This is a genomic window from Massilia rubra (assembly GCF_011682065.1).
Classification (GTDB): Bacteria; Pseudomonadota; Gammaproteobacteria; order Burkholderiales; family Burkholderiaceae_D; genus Telluria_A; species Telluria_A rubra.
In genome coordinates, this window is sequence record NZ_VUYU01000024.1 from 80,784 (window position 1) to 105,173 (window position 24,390).

Genomic DNA, 24,390 nt, shown 5'->3' on the forward strand with positions numbered 1-24,390 from the left:
GTTCGCGCTTGGTGGCCGTTGGCTATTCATTTTTGTTGTATGCGGCTACTTGCTATGCCTGCGACTTATTGGTTCGTGGTTGGCACGAAAGCGCGCACAAAGTAAATAGGCGAAGAGCGCCTGACAAAACCTCTCGACGTACCTCCAACAGATGAGTGAGCAGGCAAGCGAAAGAAAGGCCTGGTGGATGTCGGCTCACCGTTCATAACAGATGCGCAGTCTGCGAAAACGGTGTAGCCACCCGAGGGTGCGTTCAACGACCCAACGCCATCGGCCAAGCCTTTCGCGTGACTCGACGCCGTAGCGTGCGATCCGTGCTGAGATTCCTCGCCGGCGCAGCCAGGCCCGATGTGCTCTTGAAGCGTAGGCTCGATCAGCATGTAGCTGCTTGGACGTTTGCGCGCGAGGCCGCTTACACAACTTCTCTGATCGAAAACACATTCGCAAAAGTACGCGTCGCGAGCTCTTGATCTTTGATCATGCCGTGAAGAACATGATGGTCACTGATCACAAGGCCGGACTCGAGGCTTGAAAATATTTTCCAGAGCGAGCGCCAGTCTCGGGCATTCCCACCGCCAGCTTTGGCTGCATCCTCGCGCAGATCGCCGTTGAGTTCGGCATAACGCCCCCGTAGCTGACAAAATACCTCGTCCGCAGGCGTTAGTCGCTCCTCAAGGGATTGGTAGCCCTTATCAAGCCCAAGCTCTTCGATCTCATCAAACTCGTCGGAGCCGTAACTTGGCAGATCGATTCCCAACGATCCTTTCAATCGGACGCACTTCATTTCCGAAAAGATGTTGTCAGGCTGCGGGGCGGGCATACGATGCCTAATAAGTTCATCAGACGCGCCCGGGAAGTAAAAAGTGGAGGCGCTATCGGCCTCCTCATCTGCAAACACGTATAGCATTCCGCTCGGTGGCAGCCCAAGGCTAGTGCTCCAGGCCAAATCAGCGAGGCATACCTGAAAGACAAAGACCATCCCCTCCAGGCGATCGAGCCATGAGCAGTTTATAGGGATATCCGGATCGCCGCCAAACCGACTAGTCCCCAGCGTTGCGTAGGTTTCCTCGCCTGCTGACACTAGATCCACCCGCGTGTAAGCAGCGCGCTTGATAGTCTCCGTGACAGCATGTAATTCGTGTTGGCCAATCAGGGAATCCAGCAGTTCTGCTTGGGCTTCGATAAGCATTATTTTGGTCCTAAGGGTGACGAAGGCGCGCGACCGGCCGCTTTTGGCAGCCGAAAGCGGCCGGTCGCAGTAGCTCAGTGTACGCCGCTGCTACTCCCAAGACAAGTGAGTGGTTTTGTTAGACACTCTAAGCCACGTGCCGGACGCAGCGGCTAGTTCTCCTGCGCATCCGCGCCGAAGTCAACCACCACATCGCCCATCGGATATTCGCCGGTGCGCGCTTCCCACTCCTGGTTGCCGCTTTTGATCCGGTAGCTGTCGAAGATTTGGGGCAGTCCCTCGCTGGCCATGACGTCCGCCTTGTCCGTCACCTGGAAGTGCAGGTGCGGCCAACGCGCGTCACCCGAGTTGCCGACGCGCGCGAGCAACTGGCCGCGCCGCACCCGGTCGCCGGTCTTGACGCCGACGCTGCCCGGCTGCAGATGATAATACGCGGCGAACTGCCCATTGCCCAGGTCAATGATGATCTGGTTGCCGCCGATGGTGTCAAGGGTGACTGGCAGCGCCGCCTCGAATCCCGCCTCGGTTTTTGGGATATTGTCCGGAAAGCCGTCGCGCGCGGTGACAACTTCACCGTCCGCCACGGCCAGCACCTTCTGGCCGTAGGCGTAGTACGCACGCACATCGCGCGGGTCGCCGGCATACGGCTTGCGCTGGCTGTTGAATTTTTTCCAGTCGATCGCATAACGGCGCGAAATCTGCGCAGTCCCGTCGACCACCCACAAACCCATCCGATGATGCGAATGCAGGCTCGGGCTGTTACCCGGGGTCCAGTTGGTTCCCACCAGTGGACGCCCCAGTACCAGCATCGGCGTGGTGCGCGTGTCGATCGCGGGACCGTCCGCCACGGCCTTGTCTAGCAACACCCGGTGCCTGAGCCTTGCGGGAACCGCGACCTTGGCGTCGAACGCCAGGCACAGGAAGGCAACGGCGCCCTGCCCCACTCCCAGCCGTTGGAGATTGCCCGGGTTATCGCCAATCGTCACCTGGCGCAGGCTGGCCGCCACCTGCGCTTCCTTGAGCTCGGCTACCGGGGTGGAAGGCGGCTGGTCCGCGTCGAGTACCTCGATGCCATGCACCGTCACCGCTTCCGCCGAGAAGTTCTGCAAGTGCAATTCGTACAATAAATAGTTGCGCCCCGCGCTTGGCAGCACCGTCGGCTGGACCGGCGTGCGTACCTGCACCTGGACCGGCGGAAAGACGGGCTGGGCAACCACTGCAGCAGCCGGCGCCGGCTTGCCCTTGCTTGCCATTTCGCATCCGTAAGGAAGCGGCACAGTGGCCGCAAGCGCGTTGCCGGCCAGCGCGCAGCCGATGGCGGCGACGATGAAGTCAATGGCGCCGTGGCGGGCGCCGGTCCTGAAAAGCTTGATGGGCATGGAAGATCATCGGTCGAGTGTGGGAGCGCGGATCTTATATGAATTATTCTTGACAGAAATGTCTAGCATGGTTGAATATTTGCCAATATGAACGCATCTGCTGCCACTGTCGATATCTGGCTCCTGGTTTTTCCCAACTTTTTGCTGCTCGACGCGACCGGACCGGTCCAGGTCTTTTCCAGTGCCAACGACGAGGCGCGCGACGCCGGCCGGGCGCCTCCCTATCGGATCCACCTGGTCGCCGCCGGCGGCGGCGCGGTCACGTCATCGTCGGGCGTCGCCCTGCTGGCGGCGCCCTTGCCCGGTCCCGACCTGGATGGCGCAACCTTGATCGTCTCGGGCGGCCGGGTCGAGGCATTGCCGTGCGCTGCGCAGGCCGATGGTCGCGTCACGCTCGACTGGGTCGCGGATGCGGGCGCCGCTGCCGCGCGTTGCTGCTCGGTCTGCACCGGGAGCTTCGTGCTGGCGCGCGCGGGCCTGCTCGACGGGCGCCGCGTGGTCACGCACTGGGCCGACGCGGCGGCGCTGCGCGGCGAGCATCCGTCACTGACGGTGCTGGACGATGCGCTCCACGTAAGGGACGGCAAATTCCATACCTCGGCCGGCATCAGCGCCGGCATGGACCTGGCACTGAGCCTGGTCGAACAAGACCTGGGCCGTGACGCCGCGCTGGCCGTCGCCAAACGCATGGTCCTGTTTTTGAAGCGGCCGGGCGGGCAGCGCCAGTTCAGCTCCGAATTGCTGGCGCAGTCGCACCCGCTGGGCGTGAGCGCCCAGTTGACCGCCTGGCTGCGTCCGCGCCTGGCGCAGCCGGTCGACATCGGCCAGATGGCCAGTGCTTGCGCATTGTCGGTACGGTCGCTGTACCGCAAGCTGCGCGAGGAAGCCGGCCTGACGCCGGCCCAACTGCTGGCGCGCCTGCGGCTGGAGGCGGCCTGCATGCTGCTCGAACAGCCCGGCATGATGGTCAAGCAGGTGGCGCGCCAGAGCGGCCATGGCACGGAGTACAACTTGCGCCGCGCGTTTGCGGCGCAATTGGGGGTGCTGCCCAGTCAATATCAGGCGCGCTTTGCCTGCACCGGGGCGAGCGGCGTTTGATTGACCGGGCGCGATGACGCCTGGGGCGGGCTCGCGCACGTGCAAACGGCGGACGAGACTTAATCGATATTCAAGCGCGCTTCATCATCGCGGTCGATCAGGCGGTCGATGAGCGCATCCATTTGTCCGGATATCAGCGCGTCCAGGCTCATGCTGCCTGTGAGTTTACCTTTCAGCATGGCCTTCACTTGCGGGAGCATTTTCTTCCAGTTGTTCTGGTCGTAGGTAAGGCCGCCGAAACGTCCCTCGCGGTCGAAGAACAGGTGCGTGTAGCGGTTTTCGCTGTTCTTGACGTGGCCGAAGATGAAGAAATTCGCATCGAGGCAGCTGATCTCGGCCTCCGTGAAAAACTCCTCGAACTCCCAGCGGTCGCCCCACAGATTGTAAATCATGTGAACAAAGCCGCCGAACAGGGTCATGCTGTCGTGCTGCGCCGCGTAGATCCGCAGCGAGCCATCCGCTTCCGGATCCTGCACCTCGACGCTGCCCCGTTCGAGGTAGAGGGCGCGCAAGGCGGCAGGTAGCGTGACGTTCCACTTTTGTTCGCGCGCAGCCAGATCGGAAGGCGCGACCGCTTTGCATTCGAGGGTGAAACAGCCCTGCCACACAGGGCTTGCGCGCACCACGCGCAGTTCGTGGGCGATCGCGCAAAAGCGATCGAGGGCCGCTTGCCATGTCTCGCCAGGCTCGCCTTTGCGCAGGCGTTCGATGGGATGTGCCGCCTTGAACGCCAGATAGGCCGGGTCGCTCAGGTATGCCAGTAGCGCGGCGTCGTCGATACTGAGATCATGCAATTTGCCGGCCTTGTACGCCAGGTGGCGCAGGCTGTCGAAGAAGCCATCGCGGTAACGCTGCGGCGCGCTTTGGTAGGCACCCAGGTAAATGGCGGCGCGTTGCTGGTATTTGTCCAGGAAGGGATCGTCGTCCTCGGCGTCGCTCGCCACCAGGCGGAAGCAACGGTCGATCAGCGCCACGGCGGTGTCGACATCGCCCCGGTCGGCGGCCAGTTTGGCGAGGCCGGTCAATGCGGTGCGCACATTGGCCAGCGTGATGAGCTCTTCATCGTCCAGGTCGTCCTCGTCGACCGGGAAACGTTCCAGCACGGCCTCGCAGGTCGCTGCCAGGTCGTCGGGCAGGTCGAGCCTGTCGAGGCAGGCGAGCCGAAGCTGGAAATAGCCGCTCCAGGTGGCGTCTTCGTCGTCAAGCGCGTCGTCGTCGGACAGTTCTTCGAGTAGGGGAAGCGCCTCGTCGGCCAACGCCAACGCCGCGGCGTATTCTTTTTTACGTAACTGGACGCCGGCTTTACGCAGCAGTCCAGTCAGCTTGGTGAGAGTCTGTTTCATTTCGTCCAATATCAGTGTTTCACCCTGTACATCACAGACCGCGCAGACTGCCCGTGAACCTGCCACAGTCGCATTCGTGAACCGTCGCGGTTCCGCGCTCATGCAATCTGATCGCGGCCTGGCAGGTATCGCAGCTTATTGTATTCGCGCCGGTGCGGTGCCACTCCTCCAGCACCCGCAGGAATTTCTCCAAGTCCTCCGGATTGCGTTTTTTGTTCATCTTTTTCTCTATTCCTGTCCCTGCAGCCATTGCGGCGGTAAGGTCGAAACGTGTGTCGCCTTGAATGGAAAAAGCAGGCAAATCACGATCTGCCCAGGATCGTGATGCGTGTTGCGGACAATAACAAATGCACTGCTGAACAACTAGCTGAACGGATCTTTAGTACGCTCGAACAACCGAGCGTCCGACCATGCCGGCAAACCTGATCTACCGCCCCGCCGACGGGCGTTCCGCCATGCGGTCGCGCCAGGCCTGCAAATGCGCCATGCCCTCCATGCCCGGTTTGAACTTCATCAGCCCGCGCGCAAACTCCAGCGCGCACCAGGCCGTGATATCGGCCACGGTAAACCGCTCGCCGGCCACGAACGGATGTTTGGCCAGTTCGCCGTCGAGCCAGCGCGCGTGCTCGCGCATCTTCTCGCCCTGCGAGGCGCCAAAGTCGGGAAACTGCGGCTGCTCCAGCACCGCCAGCCCCGGATGCGTGTGGCGCACGCTGTTGGCAATGCCGAGGAACAGATGCATCTCCACCCGGCGGTCGGCCATCTCGATAAAGGCGCGCTCGTCAAAACCGTCGCCCATCAGGTTCGGCTCCGGATGCAGCCCTTCCAGATAGGTGCAGATGGCGCGCGTTTCGCACAGCACGCGGCCATCGTCGAGTTCCAGCGCCGGCACCCGCGCCAGCGGGTTCTTGGCCACAAAAGCCTCGCTCTTGTGTTCATTGGCGGCCAGGTCGATCATCACCTGCTCGATGCCGACGATGCCTTTTTCGGCGATGAACATGGTGACCCGGCGCGGGTTCGGCGCAAACGTGCTGACGTACAGTTTCATGGGCATCCTTGCGAGTGGTTAGTTATTGCGCGACTGGCCGGTTTCGAGCATGGTGCGGGCGGCGGCCGAGAATTTGGCGGCTTCTTCTTCGCTCGACAAACTCAGTTCGCGCGGCGATGGCGGCATCTGCAAGCCCTTTTCCACGGCCGGACGGGCGCGGATGGCGTCGATCCAGCGCGCCAGGTGCGGCAATTCCTCGATCGAGACGCCCGACCATTTGTGCGTGCGCACCCAGGCCCAGTTGGCGATATCGGCAATCGAATAGTCGCCGGCCAAAAACTCGTGATCGCGCAAACGGCCATCGAGCACCTTGAACAGGCGCCGGCTCTCGCCCTGGTAACGGTCGATCGCGGGCTGGATTTTTTCGGGGAAGTAGCGGTAAAACACATTGGCCTGCCCCATCATCGGACCGACGCCGCCCATCTGGAACATCAGCCACTGCATGACCTGCGAACGGCCCTTGGGGTCCGTCGGCATCAGCTGCCCGGTCTTTTCGGCCAGGTAGACCAGGATCGCGCCCGACTCGAATACCGCAAAATTGTCTTCGGCGCGGTCCACGATCGCCGGGATGCGGCCGTTCGGGTTAATCGCCAGGAACCAGTCTTCCTTCTGCTGGTTCTGGTTCAGTTCGAGCGTGTGCAAGGTGTACGGCAACGCCAGTTCCTCGAGCGCGATGGAGACTTTGTGGCCGTTCGGCGTGGGCGCCGAATACAGGTCGATCATGGCATTCCTTTCCGGGTTAAGTAAACAGCAACGTGCATCATAGCGCCAATTTGGCGGCCATGCGCACCCTGTGCCACAATCGCCGCATGACCCGCCACCGCCCTCTTCCCGCCCTGCTGCGCGCGCAGCTTTACCAGCATCTGGCAGCCATGGAAAAAGCCGGCCTGCCGCCCGACCGGGCCTACGCGCTGCTCGACCTGGGCCGCGCCGGGCGTGAACGGGTGGCGGCCTTTCGCAAGCTGGCGGCGCGTCGCAACGAGCCGGCCGGCGCCGGCCTGGCGAGCGGCTTGTTCAGCACATTCGAAGCGCGCCTGCTGCGCGCGGCATTCGCCGCCGGCAGTCCGCTGGCGACCTACCAACGGCTGGCCGATTTTCATGCCACCAGGGCGCAGCAACTGGCCACGCTGCGTTCGCGCATGGTGCTGCCGGTGGCGATCCTGACGATTGCGCTGTTCGTCCAGCCGCTGCCGGCGCTGGCGGGCGGCACGCTCTCGGGCGGCGCTTATCTGTGGCGCGTGCTCTCGCCCTTGCTCGCGCTCGGGGGCGCGGCGCTACTGGCGGCGCGGGCGAGCGAATGGTTCGCCTCCGGCAGCGAGTCGCCCGCGCGCGCCGGGGTTGAAAGCGCCCTGCTGGCGCTCCCTGTCTTCGGCCCGATGCACTTGCGCCGCAATATGCGCGACTTTGTCGACAGCCTGGCGCTGCTGCTCGACGCCGGCCTGCCGCTGTTCGACGCCATGCCGGTGGCGCTGGACACGGTCGGGAACCGCCTCGTGCGCGCCGACCTGGAAGCGATGCTGCCGAAGCTGACGGCGGGCGCCACGCTGGCGCAGGCGATCAAGACGCTGCGCGTGGCCGATACCGGCCAGCTGCATGCGCTGGTGCTCACCGGCGAGCAAAGCGGCACCCTGCCCGAGATGCTGCGCCGCCACGCCGCCAGCGAAAGCGAGACCATCAACCGCTTCCAGCTGGAGATGATGGCCTGGCTGCCGCGCGTGTTTTACGCGCTGGTGGCGCTGTGGATGGCGCTGAGCATACTCAGTAGCTCGCTGGGCGCGGTGGCGCCTTTGTGAGCCGCGCGGTGGCCGGATTCGTGCCACAATCGTGCCATGAAACCGATCCGAACCTACCTACCGCTGCTGGTCCTTGTCGCCGGATGCGCCAGCACGACTGCGCCGCCGCCGGCGCCCACGCCCGCCACGCCGGTTTTCAGCTGGTACCACGAAGCGGCGCGCACGCAGCCGGTGCTGCGCATCGATGCGGCGCTCTCGCTGATCACCGTGACGGTACGGCGCGGCGGCACGTTTGCGCGCATGGGGCACGACCACGTTGTCGCCAGCCGCAGCATCGAGGGCTTCGTCGCGCCGGACGCGGGCCGCGCCGACTTTCGCTTCCGGCTCGATCAGATGACGGTCGACGAAACCGACTTGCGCACCAAGGCGGGGCTGAACACCCAGCCCGACCTTGACGCCATCGCCGGCACCCGCACCAATATGCTCACGCGGGTGCTGGACGCGGAGCGCTTTCCGCTGGTGGAGCTGCACGCCGAACGCGCCGCCGGCAAGGGTGACCTGTTGCGCCTGACCGTGACCCTGCACGGGGTGGCGCGCACGGTGGACGTGCCGACCACGATCGTGCGCGGCGCGGACGGGTTGACCGCGAGCGGCGCATTCATCCTGAAGCAGAGCGATTTCGGCATGACGCCGATGTCGGTGATGGGTGGCGCGCTGACGGTGCAAGATCCGATGGAACTGGCGTTTCGCATCGTGGCGGCGCCGCAGCGTTAATGGCAACCGGGTTGGCCGGGTCGGCGCTCCACTCGAACCAGCCGCCGTCGTACACGCTGATGCGCTCCCAGCCGATGACCCACGCGTAAAAGAAGGCCAGCGAGGCGCGCCAGCCGGTGCCGCAGTAGAAAGCGTTGTGGCTGGCGCGATGGATGCCGCCGGCGCGCCACAGCGCTTCGATAGCGGCGCCATCGAGCATGCGCCCGTCCGGGTGCTGGAAGTGGCTCATGCTGTTCACATCGCCCTCGCGCCCGGCCCTGCCCCACAGCGCGCCGGGGATCTCGCCGCGCGCCGCGATGTAGCTGTAGCCCGAGGTGGCGCCGGTGTATTCGCTCCAGGTGCGGATGCTGACCAGGACGCCATCGGGCTGCGCCAGCAGTGCGCGCGCCTGCACCATGCCGGTCAGGAAGTCGGGACGGGCGGGAAAGGGCGCGCCGAAATCGAACGCGGGCAGCGGCGCCGCGGCGCGACCGGCGACGGCGGGCAAGCCGGCCACGCGCCACGCCCCGAAGCCGCCATCGAGCATGCGTACATCGATCACGCCGGCGTACAGCATCAGGTGCGCCGCGCGCGCCGCCGCCAGCGGGTTGCGGCTGTAGACGACGACGGTGGTGTCGTGCCGCACGCCGTGCGCCAGCAGCACCCGCAACAGGGCCGCATCGTCAACCTTGTTGAACAGCGGCGGCGCTTCCAGCGCGCGCGTGTCGAGGTAGACGGCGCCGTCGATGTGGGCCTGTTCGAAGGCGGCGGCGCCGTCGCAGCCGGCTTCCAGCAAGCGCACCGCCGGATCGCGCAGCAAGCCGGCCAGCTGGCTTGGGGCGATCAGCGCGCGTGCGCGCGCCAGTGCGCGAGGGGCGGCGGGCGGCGCTTGGCAAGTGGGCGGACGGGCATTCACGGCGGACTTTTCAGGGAGCAAACCGGCTATTTTAAATGGTCGCGCGTTTACTGGCCTGAACCGCCCGCCAACACTTTCATCGAGCACAACACTTCGTGCTTTATTACTCATGCCTGATCTGATATAACAGACGTGAAAACAGGGTCCGGAATGCCATAGCGGGAGCCGCACAGGCCCGCTCAATCGATCAAGGTGCAATTCAATGAACCCCATTTTTTCCCTTCGTCTTGCAGATCGCGGCGAGCGCGGGGTCACGTTGCTGGTGCTCGGCTTTGCCGGACTGATATTCGTCGGCATTATCGCGAACCTCGTGTTCGAACTGGTCCAGGCGCGCGACAACGTCATCACCCAAAAAAGCAACAGCGCGCGCGTGCTGGTCAAGGTGCTCGAGGAACAGGCGGTCGACAGCATCTTCGCGGTCGACCTGGCCATGCAAACGACCATCAAGGCGGTGCAGATGGTGCCGCACGGGCCGGCCGACCGCGACCGCCTGGTCGATGAATTACTCGACAGCAGTATCACCAACCTGCCCTTCATCCGCGCCATCTGGCTGCTCGATGCCGAAGGCAATATGATTCACGACAGCCAGAAATTGCCAGGCAGCTACAACTTGTCGGACCGTGCGTATTTCCGGATTCACCGCGAGCAGCCGACCTACGGCATGCACATCGAAGGGCCGATCATCAGCAAGCTGGGCGTGCCCTTCATCAGCTTCAGCCGCCGCATCAACCGCCCCGACGGCAGTTTTGGCGGGGTGATCGTGGCGGCGCTGGAACCGAAATATTTGCGCCGCTTTTACGATGCGGTCAAGGTCGGCAAGGATGGGATCGTCGCCCTGGTGCGCACCGACGGCGTGCTGATGCTGCGCATGCCGGTGGCCAGCATGGCCGAAGGCAAGCGCCTGACCTTCTTCCCGAATTTCCATGAGACGCCCGGCACGCCCGAGGCCGGCAGCTATATCGCCGACAGCAACATCGACCAGATCCGGCGCCTGTATTTCTACCAGCGCGTCAGCGGGCGCCCGCTGGTGGTGGTGGTGGGCCTGGGCGAGGACGAACTGCTGGCCGACTGGTACGGCATGGCCGGCGCCTACATCGGCGTGTCGCTGGCGTTCCTGGTGGTGCTGGCCGGGCTGAGCTCCCTGGCGCTGCGCGAATTGCACAAGCGCTTCAGATTGAACCAGGCGCTGCACAACAGCGACGATGCGCTGCGGGCGGCGCAGCAACTGGCGCTGATCGGCAGCTGGCGGCTCGATCTGAAGAGCCGCAGCGGGCATTGGTCGGAGCAGATGTACCGGCTGCTGGGGCTGCCGCCGGCGGATCAGCCACCGCCGCTCGACGTGTTTTTGCAGCAAATTCACCCGCACGACCGTCATCTGGTCGAGTCGGCCGTGCAGCATGGCATGAACTGGGCGGGCGAGCTGCGCAGCAACCCGGCGCTCGGTCCGCAGCGCACCTTTCATTCGCGCAGCACGGGGGTGCGCGATGCGGCCGGGAATGTGATCGCGCTGATGGGCACCTTGCAGGATGTCACCGAGCGGCGCCAGTCCAACGAAAAACTCGAACTGGCCGCGCGCGTGTTCGAATACACGCGCGACGGCATCGTGGTAACCGATGCGGCCAGCAACATCGTGGCCGTGAACGGGGCGTTCGAACGGATCACCCAGTACAGCGAGTCCGAGGTGCTGGGGCGCAATATCCGTATGCTGCGCTCGAACTTGCACGATATCGATTTCTACCGGCAAGTGTGGGAGACGGTGGCGCGCGATGGGCATTGGCGCGGAGAAATCTGGAACCGGCGCAAAAATGGCGAAGTCTTTCCCGAGTGGCTGACGGTGAGCGCGGTGGCCAGCGCGGAACACGGCATGGCCGGCTACGTGGGCGTGTTCACCGACCTGAGCGATATCACCGAAGCCAATGAGCAGTTGCAATTCATGGTCAACCACGATCCGCTGACGCGCTTGCCGAACCGCTCGCTGCTGAACGACCGGCTGGAACAGGCGATCGAGGCGGCGCACCAGGCGCAGCGCGCGATTGCCGTTCTGCTGCTCAATATCGACCGTTTGCAGCGGGTCAACGACAGCATCGGGCACGACGCCGGCGACCTGCTGCTGCGCGAAATGGCGCAGCGCCTGCTGGCGCGCCTGCATCCCGGCGACACCCTGGCGCGTATCGGCAGCGACGAGTTCGTGCTGGTGCTCTCGCGCGTGGACGACAACGACGACATCAACGCCGCCGCCCAGCAAATGCTCGACACGGTGGCCGCGCCGTGCCAGTTGCTGGGGCATGAGGTGGTGGTGACGGCCAGCGTGGGGATTGCGCTGTTCCCGCTCGATGGCGTGAACCCGGGCGACTTGATCAGGAATGCGGACACGGCCCTGTCGCACGTCAAGAACAGCGGGCGCAACAGCTTCCGCTATTTCACATCCGAAATGAACACCCGGGCGCTGCACTGGATGGCGCTGGAGCACCGGCTGCGCAGCGCCTTGGGGCGCTCGGAGTTTTCCCTGTTCTACCAGCCCCAGGTGCGGCTGGCCGACATGCGGGTGTGCGGCGCGGAAGCGCTGATCCGCTGGCGCAGCGCCGAGCTGGGCATGGTGTCGCCGGCCGAATTCATTCCGCTGGCGGAAGACTCGGGCCTGATCGTCGAGATCGGCGAATGGGTGATCCGCACCGCTTGCGCGCAGAACAAGGCGTGGCAGGATGCCGGCCTGTGCGCGCTGCCGGTGGCGGTCAACGTGTCGGCGCACCAGATCACGGCCGGCACCCTGCCGGCGATCGTGAGCAGCGCGCTGCGCGCCAGCGGCATGCAGGCGCGTTACCTGGCCATCGAACTGACAGAGAGCGTGCTGATGCAGGAAGCGGAGCTGGCCATGGCCCAGATCGCCGAGCTGCGCGGCATGGGCGTGGCGGTGGCGCTGGACGACTTCGGCACCGGCTATTCGTCGCTCAGCTACCTGAGCCGCTTTGCGCTGGACAAGCTGAAGATCGACCAGAGTTTCGTGCGCAATATTACCGAGGATGCGAAAAGCGCGGCGATCGCCAAGGCCACGATTGCGCTCGCGCATGGCCTGGGCATCACGGTGGTGGCGGAAGGCGTGGAAACCCGCGCACAGCTCGATTATCTGGACGGCGCCGGCTGCGATGAAGTACAGGGCTATTTCTTCAGCCGACCGGTGGCGGCCGACGAGTTTGTCGCCCTGCTGGCCGCGGACACGGCGCCGTCGGATTAATCCTGGCGGGCGATGTACGTCCTGATGGCGGCCTCGGCCTCGCCGAACGAAATCGCCTCGATGCTCCGATGCAGGATGATGGCGGCGCTGATCTCGCCGGCGACAATCTTGGCCCTGACCCGTGGATTGACATCCTTGTACCCGTCGCCCGCGCCGGGAACCGAGCTGAGCATGTTTTCGAGGCGCATGAGCTTCCTGTACTGCTCATCCTGCTTCAGGTACATCATGTACAGCGCGAACATCGACATGAGGAACATCGTTGACGCCAGGTCTTGTGATTCCATGCTGATTCTCCGGTGTAAGGTGGACGGCAAGTAAGTTGCCGCAGTCACAGTAATTGAATGGCAATGCAAGTGCCAGCGCAACGGCTGTTTTCGGTGACGACCATCAACACGGCCGCGTTCAGGGCAGCATAGCCCCTGCTGGTGTCAGCGCGCTGCCCAGTACATCGAGCAACAATTTGACCTTGGGAAGATGCTGGCGCGCCTTGAGCCACACCACGTTCATCGGCAAACCGTCGGTTGCCAGGTGCGGCAAGACCTCGACCAGCGTTCCGCGTTCGATATGCTGCCTGACCAGCCAGGTGGGCAACTGGGCGATGCCCAGGCCGGCGAGCACGGCCGCGGTCTGCCCTTCCCCATCGCCCACGGCGATGCGTCCCGGCATGAAACGCTGCTCGATCGCGCCCTGCTCGCCGCCCGCGAACAACCACGAATTGACCAGTCCGTCCGCACGGCCGTACACGACCCGCTCGTGCTGGTCGAGGTCGGCGTCCGTCAGCGGCACGCCCTTGCGCTCCAGATAGGCCGGCGCGGCGCAAAACACCAGGCGTTCCGCTCCCAGGTAACGATGGCCGAGGGCCGCCGGCCAGGCGTTGGAGCCGCCGATGCGCACCACGATGTCGACCCGCTCTTCGACCAGGTCGATGAAATGATCGGAAAACGAGATGTGCGGCAGCAGCAGGTCATGGCCGGCCAGGCAACGCAGGATGACCGGCAAGGCGTGCAGGCGACCGTACGAAGCCGGCAGGTCGATGCGCACTCGTCCGGTCGGTTCCACGTACTCGGCGCCGATCAGGGCCTCTGCCTCTTCCAGGTCGGCCAGCACGCGCAGGCAGGTCTGGTAGAACACGGCGCCGCCGTCGGTCAGCGCCAGGCGCCGCGTGGTGCGGGCAAACAGGCGTGCGCCCAAGCGGCTTTCCAGCCGCGCAATGCTTTTGCTGACGGCCGAGCTGGTCAGGTTGAGGCGAGCGGCAGCCGAGGCAAAGCTGCCGCGCTCGACGACGCTGACGAAGACGTCGATCCCCTGAGGCGTTCGGAAGAAAACACAATTGATGAATTTTGGTCATGGATAGCCGTAAATCTTACCATCAATACGAAATCGATTCGCCAATACACTGACGGCCTGTTTCCTTTCCGATAAAAAGATATGAACACATCAACAATGACAGCGGGCGCGGCCGCGCTGGACAGCCCGCGCGCGGGACTGCAAATCGCCATCATGGCCGTGGCGGCGTTTGTCATCGTCACCACCGAATACCTGATCCTCGGCCTGCTGCCGTCGCTGGCGCAAGACCTGCACATCTCCATTTCGGCCGCCGGGCAACTGGTGACCTTGTTCGCGTTCACGGTGATGCTGTTCGGTCCCTTCCTCACGGCGCGCCTGTCGCAGGTCGGGCGCAAGGAGCTGTTCGTGGCGATCCTGCTGGTCTTCGGCGCCTCGAACGCGCTGGCGGCCTTGTCCGCCAACATCTGGGTGCTGGCGCTGGCGCGTTTCATCCCGGCCCTGATGCTGCCCGTGTTCTGGGGCACCGCCAGCGAAACAGCGGGCCAGCTTGCCGGACCCAGACACGCCGGCCGGGCCGTGGCCAAGGTGTACCTGGGCATTTCGGCCGCCCTGGTATTCGGCATTCCACTGGGCACGCTCGCAGCCGATACCTTTGGCTGGCGCAACACGTTCTGGATCTTGTCGGGACTCTCGGTGCTGATGGCGGGCATGATCCAGGCCTTCATGCCGGCCTTGCCGGCGCCGGCCACCAAAGCCGGTGAAAAGCAGACCGCGATTTTCAAAGACCGCCGCTTCCTGGCGCACGTGGCCCTGTCGGTGCTGGTATTTACCGCCATGTTCACGGCCTACACCTACCTGGCCGACATGCTCGAACGGCTGGCCGGCATTCCCGCCGCCCAGGTCGGATGGTGGCTGATGGGATTCGGGGCGGTCGGCATGATCGGCAACTGGATCGGCGGGCGCGTGGTCGACGGCAATCCGCTCGGCGCGACCGTGGTGTTCCTGCTGCTGTTAATCGGCGGCATGCTGGCGACCTTGCTGGCGGTTGGCAAGCATGGCTGGCTGGCGCTGGCGCTGGCCGTGTGGGGATTGGCGTACACGGCGCTGTTCCCGATCTGCCAGGTGCGCGTGTGAAGGCCGGCTCGTCGGCCCAGGCGCTGGCGGCGAGCATGAATATTTCGGCGGCGAATGCCGGCACGGGGCTGGGCGCGATTGCCGGCGGCGCCGCGATTGCCCAGCTCGGCCTGCCGTCGCTGAGCTACCTCGCCGCCGGGATTGCCGTGCTGGCCATTGTGCTGGCGCTGGCGATGGCGCGCCCGCGTCCCGCTACGGCAAGATGATATCGACCAAGTCGAAATGCAGCGTGACGAACTGGAAGCCGTCATGCAAGTGCAGGTGCGGCAGGCAGCGCACGTGGCATTCCCTGAACTCTTCCGCGCTGGAAAAGGTTTCACCACGCCAGACTTCCTCGGGAATATTGCCGAACTCAATGGTAAGCACCTTGGTCGCCCTGATCGTGCAGCGCAGGCGCTGGCGCAAATCGTAAACCTCGATCAGGTCGCCGGGCTCGTAAGCGCCGTCACCGTAGTCGCCATAGGGTTTGCCGTACTCCTCCAAGGTCTCGGCCGTGACAGTCTTGCGCCCTTCCATCACGCTGCGCGGGAGGCTGTCGTCATCGTCGTGCGCGCCCCAGAAAGTGAGTCTTTTCAGCCTGTTCATCGTGCTCCTTCAGGTGATCGAGGGGAATTTCCAGGGTCATGCCAGGACCATTGCGGCGAGGGCAGCCAGTAGTATGCCGCGCCGGGCGGTCCGAAACGCCGCCGCCCTGGCAAAAACAGTACACTTCAGGAGGCTCCACTCTCGTCGCGATCACTGTCATCATGCAATTTGACTTACTCAACAAGCCGGACGGACGCACGGCGATCCTGCTGCCGTCCGGCTTCGTGCTGGACCTGCTCACCCCCGACGCGAGCGGGCTGCCGATTGCCGACATTGCCCTGTGCCTGGCCTCGCAACCGCGCTGGGGCGGCGCCGCGCGGCCCTGGTATTCAGTGGCCGAGCACTCGGTGATGAGTTCCCACCTGGTGCCGCCGGCGCTGGCGTATGCCGCGCTGATGCACGACTGCGAAGAATTCCTCGGCGACTGGCCGTCACCGGTCAAGGTCATGCTGGGACGCGACTATGTGAAGGAACGGGTCCATCCCATCAAGACTGCATTGCGGCGGCACTTCGGCTTCAACGACGATGTGCCGGCGATCAAGGAAGCCGACCTGGTTTGCATGGCCACCGAACTGCGCGACCTGCTGCCGGCCGCCTGGATCGACTGGAGTCACCTGCCGCCGCCCCATCCTGAGCGCATTATCCCGGTTGGCCCGGAACGCGCCTACACCCTGTTTCTCGAGCGCTTCGAGCAAGTCAAGCACCTGGCGCAATTGCCCTTGCGCAAAAAAACCAGGCGCGGCGCCCCTGTTTAACCGTAAGCCCCGGATTTTTCAGGCTTTTTAAGGATATCCACAAGAAGTGTGGATAACATTGTGGATAAGCCACCCCCGGCGCCGCTTAACGCCCGGATTTAAACGGGTTTCTACAAAATGCCCGTTCAAAAGGCAAAAAAAATCATGAATGAAATCAGGGACTTAAAACTGGTGCTGGCATTGTCACAAACTGTCCATTCGGCAAATTCCTACAAAAGAGCAAAACAGGGGATAACTCGTGTGGTCTTTGACAAAGCGTGCCGCCTGGCATAGTGTGGCTGCATGCCCGCTACCGCTTCCGACGACGCTATCAACGGCGACCTGTTCATCGAGGACGACGACCCGTCCGAGTTGCTTGCGTCGCCAGCGCACGAAAAACCGCCCTGGCGCATCCTGATCGTGGACGACGATGTCGACGTCCACGTGGTCACCAAGTTTGCGCTCAGCAATACCCAGTTCCAGGGACGGCGCCTGGGCTTCCTGCACGCCTACAGCGGCAAGGAAGCGCTGGCTACCCTGCGCGCCACGCCCGACATTGCGCTGGTGCTACTTGATGTCATCATGGAAACGCCAGATGCCGGCCTGCAGGTGGCGCGCCAGGTGCGTTCCGATCTCCACAACGAACTCGTGCGTATCGTGCTGCGCACCGGCCAGCCTGGCCAGGCGCTGGAACACAGCATCATCTGCGATTACGATATCAACGATTTCTGGTCCAAGGCCGACCTGACCACACGCAAATTGTTCACCACCGTGATCGCGTCGCTGCGCGCCTATGCCGGCCTGCAGGCGGCCGCCGCCGACCGGGCCGCGCTGCAAGCCCAGCTGGCCGAGGCGCGCGCGGTGCAGGAATTGATCGGGCAACAAGCCCTGGTGCTCACGCTCGATCCACAGGGGCGCATCCGCGACGCGAGCGATCGAGTCTGCGAGCTGAGCGGGAAGCGGCGCGACGAACTCATCGGACATGGGCTCGACGCCTTGCACGCGGCGCCGTTTCCCGAGCCGCTCGCCAGCGAGATCGAGCAGGCGCTGGCGCACGATGGCGCCTGGTCGGGCGACATCCGCACGCAAGCGGCCGATGGCGCCGCCCTGCACCTGCGCTGCTCGGTGCAGGCGCTGAGCGAAGCGGGCGGTGCGCCCTACGAATATGTGGCGGTGGCCACCGTGCTCGTGTAACAGCGCCTGACGGCGGCCCAGCTTACTTCCAGGCGTTGCGCGCGCGATCGCGCACCAGCATGCGCACGCTCTCGGGCATGGGTTTCCTGCTTTGAGCGGTGTCGGCCGTCATCCATACCGATTCGTCGAAATGCTTGAGCATGGCCGGGCTGATGAAGCGCGAACGCGCCGCATACACATGCCGGTCGCCCATCTGCGCCTGCTGCTTGATGAAAAACCGGTTCGGCACCACCAGGTGCAGATGCTCCTTGGCGCGCGTCATGGCGACGTACAGCAGGCGCCGCTCCTCCTCGATATCGTCCGAATTGCCGGTGCTCATATCCGACGGAATGCAACCGTCCACCACGTTGAGCACATGCACCGACTTCCACTCCTGCCCCTTGGAGGAATGGATGGTCGAGAGAATCAGGTAATCCTCGTCCAGATGAGGCGGCCCGGCGCGGTCGCTGGTCGCTTCGGGCGGGTCGAGGGTAATTTCGGCCAGAAAGGTTTCGCGCGAGCCATGACCGGAGGCCAAGCGCGCCAGCTGCTCCACGTCGGCCACGCGCACCTGCGCATCGTCATGCATGCGTTCGAGGTGCGGCAGATACCAGTTCTTGACCAGCTCGATATCGGCCGGCCAGCGCAAGCCCGGCGCACGCAGGGCACGGAACAGGGCCACGAACTGCTCCCAGTCGCCGCCGCTTTTGGCGGGCGCGGCGAATTGCTCGACCGCGCGCAGCGGCTCGGCCGATTCGGCAACCGCATCGAGCAGGCGGGTGGCGGTGGCGGCGCCTATCCCGGGCACCAGTTGCACCACGCGAAAACCGGCCACCCTGCCGCTCGGATTCTGGGCAAAACGCAGCACCGCCAGCACATCCTTGATGTGCGATGCTTCAAGGAACTTGAGGCCACCGAATTTGACGAAGGGAATGTTACGGCGCATGAGTTCAAGCTCCAGCGCGGCGCTGTGGCTGGCGGCGCGAAACAGCACCGCCTGCGCCTTGAGCGCCATGCCGGTTTCGCGGTGCTCCAGGATACGGTTGCAGACCCAGCGCGCCTGTTCGGCTTCGTCGGGAATGAGCACCAGTTGCGGCAGGACGGTCGATACCTTGTCTGTCCACAAGGTCTTGGCGTGCCGTTCCAGCGCGGCGCCGATCACGGCGTTGGAGGCGTCCAGGATCGGCTGGGTCGAACGGTAGTTGCGGTCGAGGGTGACGATGCGCGCTTCCCGCGCGAATTGCTTGGGGAAATCGAGAATATTGCGCACCGTGGCGCCGCGGAACGAATAGATCGACTGCGCATCGTCGCCGACCACCATCACGCCCTCCCCGCCGGGCTTCATGCCCATCAGAATGGCGGCCTGCAAGCGGTTGGTATCCTGGTACTCGTCGACCAGCACATGATCGAACAAACCGCCGATGTGCAGACCCAGTTCCGCATCGGCCGCCATCTCCGCCCAAAACAGTAACAGATCGTCGTAATCGAGCACGTTCTGCTCTTGCTTGGCGTCCACGTAGGCGCCGAACAGCGTCTTGAGCTCGGCTTCCCACTCGCTGCACCATGGAAAAGTACTCTGGAGCACCAGCGCCAGCGCATCGCGGCTGTTGACCACGCGCGAGTAGATGGCCAGGCAGGTGCCCTTGAGGGGAAACCGTTTCTGGGTCTGGGTCAGGCCAATCTCGTGGCGCACCATGCCCATCAGGTCTTCCGAATCGCCGCGGTCGTGGATGGTGAACGATTCGTCCAGGCCGATGCGGCCGGCGTAGTCGCGCAGCAGGCGCGCGCCGATGCTGTGAAACGTGCCGGCCCAAGGCAGCGTGGCAGGCGCCTGGCCGCCGCGCACGCCCATGATCCGGTGCAATACATTACCGGCGCGCGTAGTCATTTCGTTTGCGGCGCGGCGTGAAAATGTGAGCAACAGGATGCGCTGGGGATCGGCGCCGCTCGTGATCAGGCGCGCCACGCGGTGCGCCAGGGTATTGGTTTTGCCGGAGCCGGCGCCGGCGATCACCAGCAGGGGCCGCGCATCGGCCGGGGCCACGCCGATGTCATGCTCGACGGCGGCGCGCTGCGCGGGATTAAGACTGGCGAAGGGATCGTCAACGGCGTCGGCGGGCACATCGGCGTGTAAAGCAGCGGTCATATCGGACATTCGAACTGGAGTTGACATGACTGTACATTTATACAGTATTATGACGCAAGTAAAAACGCTGACGATATTTTCCGTCGCGCGCCCCGCCGCGCCTGCGGCGTCGGTCGAAGCAACGCTCAAACATCCCCTTGCACGCGCTAAGTAGCCGTTTCTAAAGTACTTTTTGGGATATCCACAATCGCTGTGGATAACTTTGTGGATAATCCCCCCTTGACAGTCCGCAAGCGTGTAACGATGCGGGTTTCAACAAAATGCTCATTCGTGAGGCAGAAATTATTCCTATATAAATCAAGCGCTTACAAAGTCAATGGAGAAGGCGGTAAAAAATAATAAGAAATTTCCTACAAGATTTTTTTGTGCATAACCGCCTGTTTTGCACGCAGCTCGGGAGGGGTGGTTCGATAACATTCTGATATGCACACAGCATCCGACGCGCGCCTTGCGCCGGCCCCACAGCCCCACCGTGCACCGCTCAATGGTGGAGCGCTCCGCGCCGGCGCTCAGGTTCCAGCAACACCCGTTCGATCACGTCGGGATGGATATCCTGCGCTTTCAGGTACTCGATGGCGGACATGGTATTCCTGCTTGCCTGGACCGAGATGGCATGGTTGACGATGTCGCGCTGGCGCAGATCCAAGCGTTGATAATTCGGTTCGGCCAGGGCGAGGCCGCCGCTGTCGTGGCGTTGCTGTCGATTCATGTTGTAATTCCTTACAGGGCATGGCGAGAACGTCGATGGGAACCCAAGTTGCTTAACGAGTATCCATCAATAAAGATCAAAGTCAATGTCAAGGTTCCATCGAAATGGCAAAAAATATGCTTCGGGCATAGTTTTTACGCGCCATATTTGTCTTCGGCAACGCAGCGCCGGACCCGATCGGGCGCTTTTAGAATGGCGGATCGCACCCGTGCGCATTCCATCCATCATTGCCGAGGACCTCATGACGACCCCAACTGAAACAGTCAATACCGAACCCACCCTGAACCCCGGTGACGAAGCCGCACCTGGCACCCCCGGTGCGGCCGAGGACATCTGCGACGCCTGCAGCGGCAAGGGCAAGCTGGGCGACGGCGGCGCCTGCCCCGAATGCGGCGGCACGGGCCGGGTGATGCGCGGCATCGGCGGCGGCTGAGCCCGCATGGACAGGCGGACGGGCCGGCGCGATAATGGCGCATGAGCAATCCGTCCCTGACCGAGCGTCCGCGTCCGCAATCGCTGACCGACCTGTTCGTTTCCTTCACCCTGCTGGCGCTGCAAGGCTTCGGAGGCGTGCTGGCGGTTGTGCAACGCGAGATTGTGGAGCGCAAGCAATGGCTGACCCATGAGGAATTCCTGGAAGACTGGGCGGTCGCCCAGATCCTGCCGGGACCGAACGTGGTCAACCTGTCGATGATGATCGGCGGGCGCTATTTTGGCCTGGCCGGCGCGCTGTCGGCGCTGGCCGGCATGCTGGCCCTGCCGCTGGTGCTGGTACTGCTGCTGGCGCTGGTCCATGCGCGCTTTATCGACCATCCCGGCGTGGCCGGCGCCTTGCGCGGCATGGCGGCGGTGTCGGCCGGCATGATCGGCGCCGCCGGCCTGAAGCTGTCGCTGGCGCTCTCCCGCAACCCGATGCCGCAACTGTGGTGCTGGACCCTGTGCGTCATCGGCTTCGTGCTGGTGGCGCTGCTGCGCTTGCCGCTGATGGTCGTCTTGTTCGGCGTGGGCGGGCTGGCCTGCTTTCTCACCTATCGCCGGCTGCGGCCATGAGCGCGCCCGAGATCGTGCCGCAGATCGTGCTCAGCTGGAGCGACTGGCTCAGTCTGTTCGGACACTTCCTGATGCTCTCGCTGATGTCGGTCGGCGGCGCCATCTCGACCACGTCAGAGATGCATCGCTACCTGGTCGAGCAGCATCACTGGCTGAGCCAGGCGCAATTCAACAATGCCATCGCCCTGGCCCAGGCCGCGCCGGGGCCGAACGTGCTGTTCGTCGCACTGATGGGCTGGCAAGTCGGCATGAACGCCGGCAGCACCGGGGCGGCCTTCCTGGGCGTGGCGGTGACCATGCTCGGCATCTTGCTGCCTTCGACCGTGCTGACCTGGTTCGCGGCGCAATGGGGCCATCGCAACCGCGACTTGCGGGCCGTGCGCGCCTTCAAGCAAGGCATGGCGCCGGTCGTCATCGCGCTGTTGCTCTCGACCAGCTGGCTCCTCGGCAGCGCCAGCCAGCGCTTCGCCACCGACTGGCCGCTGTGGCTGCTGACAGTGACGAGCGGACTGCTGATCTGGCGCACCAAACTCCATCTGCTGTGGCTACTGGCCGGCGGCGCCGTGCTCGGGTGGCTGCAACTGGTGTAGCTTCCCGCCCCCGCCGGGGCGGCAAGCCGGGGCGACAAGTCAAGGCGACAAACTCTCCCGCGACAAGGCATACTTGCGCCACCATTCACCACTTGGACCGACCGATGCTCGAACTTTTATCAGAACACGCCTGTTTTGGCGGCGTACAGCGCTTTTACCGCCACGCATCGACGGCGATTGGACTGCCGATGCGCTTTTCCGCCTTCATCCCGGCGGTACCAGGCGGCCAGAAGCTGCCAGCGCTGTTTTACCTGGCCGGCCTGACCTGCACTGAAGAGACTTTTGCGACCAAGGCCGGCGCCCAGCGCGTGGCCGCGCGCGAAGGCCTGATCCTGATCGGCCCGGACACCAGTCCCCGTGGCGCCAACATTGCCGGCGAAACCGATGAGTGGGACTTCGGGGCCGGCGCGGGGTTTTACCTGGACGCCACCGAAGCGCCGTGGAGCAAGCATTACCGCATGTTCAGCTACCTGCTCGAACTGCACGCGCTGGTGGTGGCCGAATTGCCGGTTAACCCGGCCAAGGTCGGCATTTTCGGGCACTCGATGGGCGGCCACGGCGCGCTGGTGACGGCGTTGAAACGCCCGGACCTGTTTCGCTCGGTCTCGGCATTTGCACCGATTGCCGCCCCCACCCGCTGCCCTTGGGGCGAAAAGGCCTTCAGCGGCTACCTCGGCGCCGACCGGGACAGCTGGAAAGAATATGACGCCAGCGAACTGATGCTGACGATGGAAGCGCCCTTCCCCGGCGGCATTCTGATCGACCAGGGCCTGGCCGACAAGTTCCTGGAACAGCAGCTGTATCCGCAAGCCTTTGAAGCGGCCTGCGTCAAAGCACGCCAGCCGCTCGAACTGCGCCGGCACGCCGGCTACGATCATGGCTACTACTTCATTTCCACCTTCATGGAAGACCACCTGCGCTTCCATCGGGTGCAGTTAGGCTGACCAGCGAGGCATGGCGCGCAGGCTTGTCCGGGCGCGCGCCATGCCTGTGCTCGCTACACCGTCCCCGCCGCCGGGCTGCTGCGTCCCGCATTGATGCGCGACCAGGTCCGCACGCGCACGGCCAACACGAGCATCAACACACCGGTAACGATCGCATACACCCCGACCATGGCGGCCAGCAGGACGGCGCCGGCCCCGAGCGGAAACAGCAGGACGATCAGGCCGAACACGATCGACACCACGCCACTGAGCAGCAACAGCCACTCGCCACGGATGAACTTGCGCACGCGGATGGCGATGACGATATCGAGCACGCCGCTGACCACGGCATTGGCCCCCATTAGCAGAATCAGCGTGAGCAAGGTGATGGCCGGGTTGAACGTGGCCAGCACGCCGACGGCCAGGCTGACGAGGCCGAGCAGCAACAGCATCCACCAGTGCCGGTCTTCGCCGCGGTATTTAATGGCGCCGAAGATCCAGACCGCGCCGCCCAGCAGCGCGAACGCGGCGAACAGGACCGCCAGGGTCAGCAGCGTGACCGCTGGCCACGCAAGGGCAAGCACGCCGAACACAATGGCAATGGCGCCGCGCACAGCGAGCAACCACCAATTGCGCAGTAAAGTTTCGTTCATGAAGGTCTCCTCCCTGCTGAATCAGACAGCGCCTGCGCGGTTTTGATCGGCGCGCAGACGCAAGCCCTGCGCCAGATCAATCGTGCGCCATAAAAAACCATGAAATGCGAATGGCGGCGGTCGCCGGACCCGATCGCGCCGGGCTTTGAAAAGAACATCATCATTTCTCGACATTCGTGCAACCGAAGTGCCGTTCACCTGTCGAAGAAGTATGGAACCCCTCCGACACTTCAAAAACCGCACGCAGGCCGGCAAACTCCTGGCGCTGGCGCTGGCCCGCCACGCCGCTGGCGCCGACGCGCTGGTGCTGGCTTTGCCGCGCGGCGGCGTTCCGGTCGGCTTCGCCATCGCCAGGGCGCTCGGCCTTGCGCTCGACGTCCTGCTCGTGCGCAAGCTCGGCTTGCCCGGCCATGAGGAATACGCCATGGGCGCGGTCGCCAGCGGCGGTATCCGCGTGCTCAACAGCGCCGCCATCCGTGCGCACCGCGTTAGTGCGGCGCAAGTTGAGGCCGCCTGCGAACGCGCGCTGCGCGAGATCGCGCGGCGGGGGGGGGGGCGGGGCGGGGGGGGGGGGGGCGCCCCCCGGGCGGGGGGGGGGCGGCGCGGGGGGGGGGGGCGGGCGGGGGCCCCCCCCCCCCCCCCGGGCGCGGGGGCGGGGGGGGGCCGCCCCGCCGCGCCCCGCCGCGGGGGGGGGGGGGGGGGGGGGGGGGGGGGG

At 64.3% G+C, this 24,390-nt stretch carries 24 protein-coding genes and 2 pseudogenes; 11 read left to right on the forward strand and 15 right to left on the reverse strand.

Annotated elements, in window-relative coordinates; translation table 11 throughout:
• Positions 1-123 precede the first annotated feature (123 nt).
• The 3 genes and pseudogenes from F0185_RS26565 to F0185_RS26575 all read right to left on the reverse strand — a co-directional run.
• Positions 124-411: pseudogene (locus F0185_RS26565) on the reverse strand (transposase); the annotation flags it as partial.
• 1 nt (position 412) lies between these two features.
• Entirely contained in the window at positions 413-1,189 is a 777-nt protein-coding gene (locus F0185_RS26570) for a DUF1963 domain-containing protein (RefSeq protein WP_167229698.1), read from the reverse strand.
• Positions 1,190-1,341: 152 nt separating this feature from the next.
• Positions 1,342-2,568, reverse strand: a complete 1,227-nt coding sequence (locus F0185_RS26575; protein ID WP_167229701.1) for a M23 family metallopeptidase — start codon at positions 2,566-2,568, stop codon at positions 1,342-1,344.
• Positions 2,569-2,655: 87 nt separating this feature from the next.
• Between F0185_RS26575 and F0185_RS26580 the strand changes: the two genes are divergently transcribed.
• Positions 2,656-3,666: a GlxA family transcriptional regulator gene (locus tag F0185_RS26580; protein WP_167229704.1), complete on the forward strand. Its 1,011-nt coding sequence runs from the start codon at positions 2,656-2,658 to the stop codon at positions 3,664-3,666.
• Positions 3,667-3,725: 59 nt separating this feature from the next.
• Here F0185_RS26580 and F0185_RS26585 read toward each other — a convergent pair whose 3' ends face one another.
• The 4 genes from F0185_RS26585 to F0185_RS26600 all read right to left on the reverse strand — a co-directional run bounded on the left by F0185_RS26585 (position 3,726) and on the right by F0185_RS26600 (position 6,780).
• A complete protein-coding gene (locus F0185_RS26585; protein ID WP_167229707.1) occupies positions 3,726-5,009 on the reverse strand; it encodes a hypothetical protein in 1,284 nt (427 codons plus the stop codon).
• Between the two features lie 31 nt (positions 5,010-5,040).
• Positions 5,041-5,229 (reverse strand): hypothetical protein, encoded by a 189-nt coding sequence (locus tag F0185_RS26590; protein WP_167229710.1) that lies wholly within the window; start codon positions 5,227-5,229, stop codon positions 5,041-5,043.
• Positions 5,230-5,436: 207 nt separating this feature from the next.
• Positions 5,437-6,057: a glutathione S-transferase family protein gene (locus tag F0185_RS26595; RefSeq protein ID WP_167229713.1), complete on the reverse strand. Its 621-nt coding sequence runs from the start codon at positions 6,055-6,057 to the stop codon at positions 5,437-5,439.
• A gap of 18 nt (positions 6,058-6,075) precedes the next feature.
• Positions 6,076-6,780: a glutathione S-transferase family protein gene (locus tag F0185_RS26600; protein ID WP_167229716.1), complete on the reverse strand. Its 705-nt coding sequence runs from the start codon at positions 6,778-6,780 to the stop codon at positions 6,076-6,078.
• A gap of 86 nt (positions 6,781-6,866) precedes the next feature.
• Between F0185_RS26600 and F0185_RS26605 the strand changes: the two genes are divergently transcribed.
• Both F0185_RS26605 and F0185_RS26610 read left to right on the forward strand, forming a co-directional pair.
• Positions 6,867-7,850, forward strand: a complete 984-nt coding sequence (locus tag F0185_RS26605; protein WP_167229719.1) for a type II secretion system F family protein — start codon at positions 6,867-6,869, stop codon at positions 7,848-7,850.
• A gap of 36 nt (positions 7,851-7,886) precedes the next feature.
• Positions 7,887-8,564 carry a YceI family protein gene (locus tag F0185_RS26610; RefSeq protein ID WP_167229721.1) on the forward strand — a complete coding sequence of 226 codons (678 nt, stop codon included), beginning with the start codon at positions 7,887-7,889 and terminating at the stop codon, positions 8,562-8,564.
• Here the strand turns inward: F0185_RS26610 and F0185_RS26615 are convergent.
• A complete protein-coding gene (locus tag F0185_RS26615; RefSeq protein WP_370664071.1) occupies positions 8,449-9,459 on the reverse strand; it encodes a sulfurtransferase in 1,011 nt (336 codons plus the stop codon). The two genes, F0185_RS26610 and F0185_RS26615, sit on opposite strands and share 116 nt — an antisense overlap.
• Before the next feature lie 202 nt (positions 9,460-9,661).
• Between F0185_RS26615 and F0185_RS26620 the strand changes: the two genes are divergently transcribed.
• Positions 9,662-12,691, forward strand: a complete 3,030-nt coding sequence (locus F0185_RS26620; protein ID WP_167229725.1) for a bifunctional diguanylate cyclase/phosphodiesterase — start codon at positions 9,662-9,664, stop codon at positions 12,689-12,691.
• On the opposite strand, the gene F0185_RS26625 is transcribed toward F0185_RS26620, so the two are convergent.
• Entirely contained in the window at positions 12,688-12,975 is a 288-nt protein-coding gene (locus tag F0185_RS26625; RefSeq protein WP_167229727.1) for a hypothetical protein, read from the reverse strand. The genes F0185_RS26620 and F0185_RS26625 overlap by 4 nt on opposite strands.
• A gap of 118 nt (positions 12,976-13,093) precedes the next feature.
• Positions 13,094-14,026, reverse strand: coding sequence for a LysR family transcriptional regulator (locus F0185_RS26630; RefSeq protein WP_370664073.1), 933 nt, complete (start codon positions 14,024-14,026; stop codon positions 13,094-13,096).
• 108 nt (positions 14,027-14,134) lie between these two features.
• Between F0185_RS26630 and F0185_RS26635 the strand changes: the two are divergent.
• Positions 14,135-15,318: pseudogene (locus F0185_RS26635) on the forward strand (MFS transporter).
• Here the strand turns inward: F0185_RS26635 and F0185_RS26640 are convergent.
• Positions 15,305-15,697, reverse strand: a complete 393-nt coding sequence (locus F0185_RS26640) for an ASCH domain-containing protein (protein WP_229477200.1) — start codon at positions 15,695-15,697, stop codon at positions 15,305-15,307. The pseudogene F0185_RS26635 and the gene F0185_RS26640 sit on opposite strands and share 14 nt — an antisense overlap.
• 161 nt (positions 15,698-15,858) lie before the next feature.
• Between F0185_RS26640 and F0185_RS26645 the strand changes: the two genes are divergently transcribed.
• The gene (locus F0185_RS26645) at positions 15,859-16,452 is read left to right on the forward strand and encodes a hydrolase (RefSeq protein WP_167229729.1); all 594 of its coding nucleotides are present in this window, start codon (positions 15,859-15,861) and stop codon (positions 16,450-16,452) included.
• Between the two features lie 282 nt (positions 16,453-16,734).
• Positions 16,735-17,625, forward strand: coding sequence for a PAS domain S-box protein (locus tag F0185_RS26650; RefSeq protein ID WP_167229731.1), 891 nt, complete (start codon positions 16,735-16,737; stop codon positions 17,623-17,625).
• 22 nt (positions 17,626-17,647) lie between these two features.
• On the opposite strand, the gene F0185_RS26655 is transcribed toward F0185_RS26650, so the two are convergent.
• Together F0185_RS26655 and F0185_RS26660 are read right to left on the reverse strand one after the other, a co-directional pair.
• Positions 17,648-19,750, reverse strand: coding sequence for an ATP-dependent helicase (locus F0185_RS26655; RefSeq protein WP_167229733.1), 2,103 nt, complete (start codon positions 19,748-19,750; stop codon positions 17,648-17,650).
• Positions 19,751-20,231: 481 nt separating this feature from the next.
• A complete protein-coding gene (locus tag F0185_RS26660; RefSeq protein ID WP_167229532.1) occupies positions 20,232-20,459 on the reverse strand; it encodes a hypothetical protein in 228 nt (75 codons plus the stop codon).
• 241 nt (positions 20,460-20,700) lie between these two features.
• Between F0185_RS26660 and F0185_RS26665 the strand changes: the two genes are divergently transcribed.
• From F0185_RS26665 to fghA, 4 genes are all read left to right on the forward strand, one after another.
• Positions 20,701-20,892, forward strand: a complete 192-nt coding sequence (locus F0185_RS26665) for a hypothetical protein (protein WP_167229735.1) — start codon at positions 20,701-20,703, stop codon at positions 20,890-20,892.
• A gap of 41 nt (positions 20,893-20,933) precedes the next feature.
• Positions 20,934-21,509: a chromate transporter gene (locus tag F0185_RS26670; RefSeq protein WP_167229737.1), complete on the forward strand. Its 576-nt coding sequence runs from the start codon at positions 20,934-20,936 to the stop codon at positions 21,507-21,509.
• On the forward strand, positions 21,506-22,099 hold the full coding sequence (locus tag F0185_RS26675; protein ID WP_167229740.1) for a chromate transporter: 594 nt from the start codon (positions 21,506-21,508) through the stop codon (positions 22,097-22,099). The genes F0185_RS26670 and F0185_RS26675 overlap by 4 nt, the downstream gene beginning before the upstream one ends.
• A gap of 104 nt (positions 22,100-22,203) precedes the next feature.
• Positions 22,204-23,043 carry an S-formylglutathione hydrolase gene (fghA, locus tag F0185_RS26680; protein WP_167229743.1) on the forward strand — a complete coding sequence of 280 codons (840 nt, stop codon included), beginning with the start codon at positions 22,204-22,206 and terminating at the stop codon, positions 23,041-23,043.
• Positions 23,044-23,096: 53 nt separating this feature from the next.
• On the opposite strand, the gene F0185_RS26685 is transcribed toward fghA, so the two are convergent.
• Both F0185_RS26685 and F0185_RS26690 read right to left on the reverse strand, forming a co-directional pair.
• Positions 23,097-23,675: an HdeD family acid-resistance protein gene (locus F0185_RS26685; RefSeq protein WP_167229746.1), complete on the reverse strand. Its 579-nt coding sequence runs from the start codon at positions 23,673-23,675 to the stop codon at positions 23,097-23,099.
• A 160-nt stretch (positions 23,676-23,835) separates the two neighbouring features.
• Positions 23,836-24,177, reverse strand: a complete 342-nt coding sequence (locus F0185_RS26690; RefSeq protein ID WP_167229749.1) for a hypothetical protein — start codon at positions 24,175-24,177, stop codon at positions 23,836-23,838.
• Between the last annotated feature and the right edge of the window lie 213 nt (positions 24,178-24,390).

Bases quoted from the DNA above. Each gene is read 5' to 3' on its own strand.
- F0185_RS26585 (WP_167229707.1), bottom strand. From the start codon at position 5,009: ATGAAACAGACTCTCACCAAGCTGACTGGACTGCTGCGTAAAGCCGGC.
- F0185_RS26575 (WP_167229701.1), bottom strand. From the start codon at position 2,568: ATGCCCATCAAGCTTTTCAGGACCGGCGCCCGCCACGGCGCCATTGAC.
- fghA (WP_167229743.1), top strand. From the start codon at position 22,204: ATGCTCGAACTTTTATCAGAACACGCCTGTTTTGGCGGCGTACAGCGC.
- F0185_RS26665 (WP_167229735.1), top strand. From the start codon at position 20,701: ATGACGACCCCAACTGAAACAGTCAATACCGAACCCACCCTGAACCCC.
- F0185_RS26675 (WP_167229740.1), top strand. From the start codon at position 21,506: ATGAGCGCGCCCGAGATCGTGCCGCAGATCGTGCTCAGCTGGAGCGAC.
- F0185_RS26620 (WP_167229725.1), top strand. From the start codon at position 9,662: ATGAACCCCATTTTTTCCCTTCGTCTTGCAGATCGCGGCGAGCGCGGG.
- F0185_RS26655 (WP_167229733.1), bottom strand. From the start codon at position 19,750: ATGACCGCTGCTTTACACGCCGATGTGCCCGCCGACGCCGTTGACGAT.
- F0185_RS26600 (WP_167229716.1), bottom strand. From the start codon at position 6,780: ATGATCGACCTGTATTCGGCGCCCACGCCGAACGGCCACAAAGTCTCC.
- F0185_RS26645 (WP_167229729.1), top strand. From the start codon at position 15,859: ATGCAATTTGACTTACTCAACAAGCCGGACGGACGCACGGCGATCCTG.
- F0185_RS26670 (WP_167229737.1), top strand. From the start codon at position 20,934: ATGAGCAATCCGTCCCTGACCGAGCGTCCGCGTCCGCAATCGCTGACC.
- F0185_RS26625 (WP_167229727.1), bottom strand. From the start codon at position 12,975: ATGGAATCACAAGACCTGGCGTCAACGATGTTCCTCATGTCGATGTTC.
- F0185_RS26660 (WP_167229532.1), bottom strand. From the start codon at position 20,459: ATGAATCGACAGCAACGCCACGACAGCGGCGGCCTCGCCCTGGCCGAA.
- F0185_RS26610 (WP_167229721.1), top strand. From the start codon at position 7,887: ATGAAACCGATCCGAACCTACCTACCGCTGCTGGTCCTTGTCGCCGGA.
- F0185_RS26685 (WP_167229746.1), bottom strand. From the start codon at position 23,675: ATGAACGAAACTTTACTGCGCAATTGGTGGTTGCTCGCTGTGCGCGGC.
- F0185_RS26640 (WP_229477200.1), bottom strand. From the start codon at position 15,697: ATGAACAGGCTGAAAAGACTCACTTTCTGGGGCGCGCACGACGATGAC.
- F0185_RS26595 (WP_167229713.1), bottom strand. From the start codon at position 6,057: ATGAAACTGTACGTCAGCACGTTTGCGCCGAACCCGCGCCGGGTCACC.
- F0185_RS26605 (WP_167229719.1), top strand. From the start codon at position 6,867: ATGACCCGCCACCGCCCTCTTCCCGCCCTGCTGCGCGCGCAGCTTTAC.
- F0185_RS26580 (WP_167229704.1), top strand. From the start codon at position 2,656: ATGAACGCATCTGCTGCCACTGTCGATATCTGGCTCCTGGTTTTTCCC.
- F0185_RS26590 (WP_167229710.1), bottom strand. From the start codon at position 5,229: ATGAACAAAAAACGCAATCCGGAGGACTTGGAGAAATTCCTGCGGGTG.
- F0185_RS26570 (WP_167229698.1), bottom strand. From the start codon at position 1,189: ATGCTTATCGAAGCCCAAGCAGAACTGCTGGATTCCCTGATTGGCCAA.
- F0185_RS26650 (WP_167229731.1), top strand. From the start codon at position 16,735: ATGCCCGCTACCGCTTCCGACGACGCTATCAACGGCGACCTGTTCATC.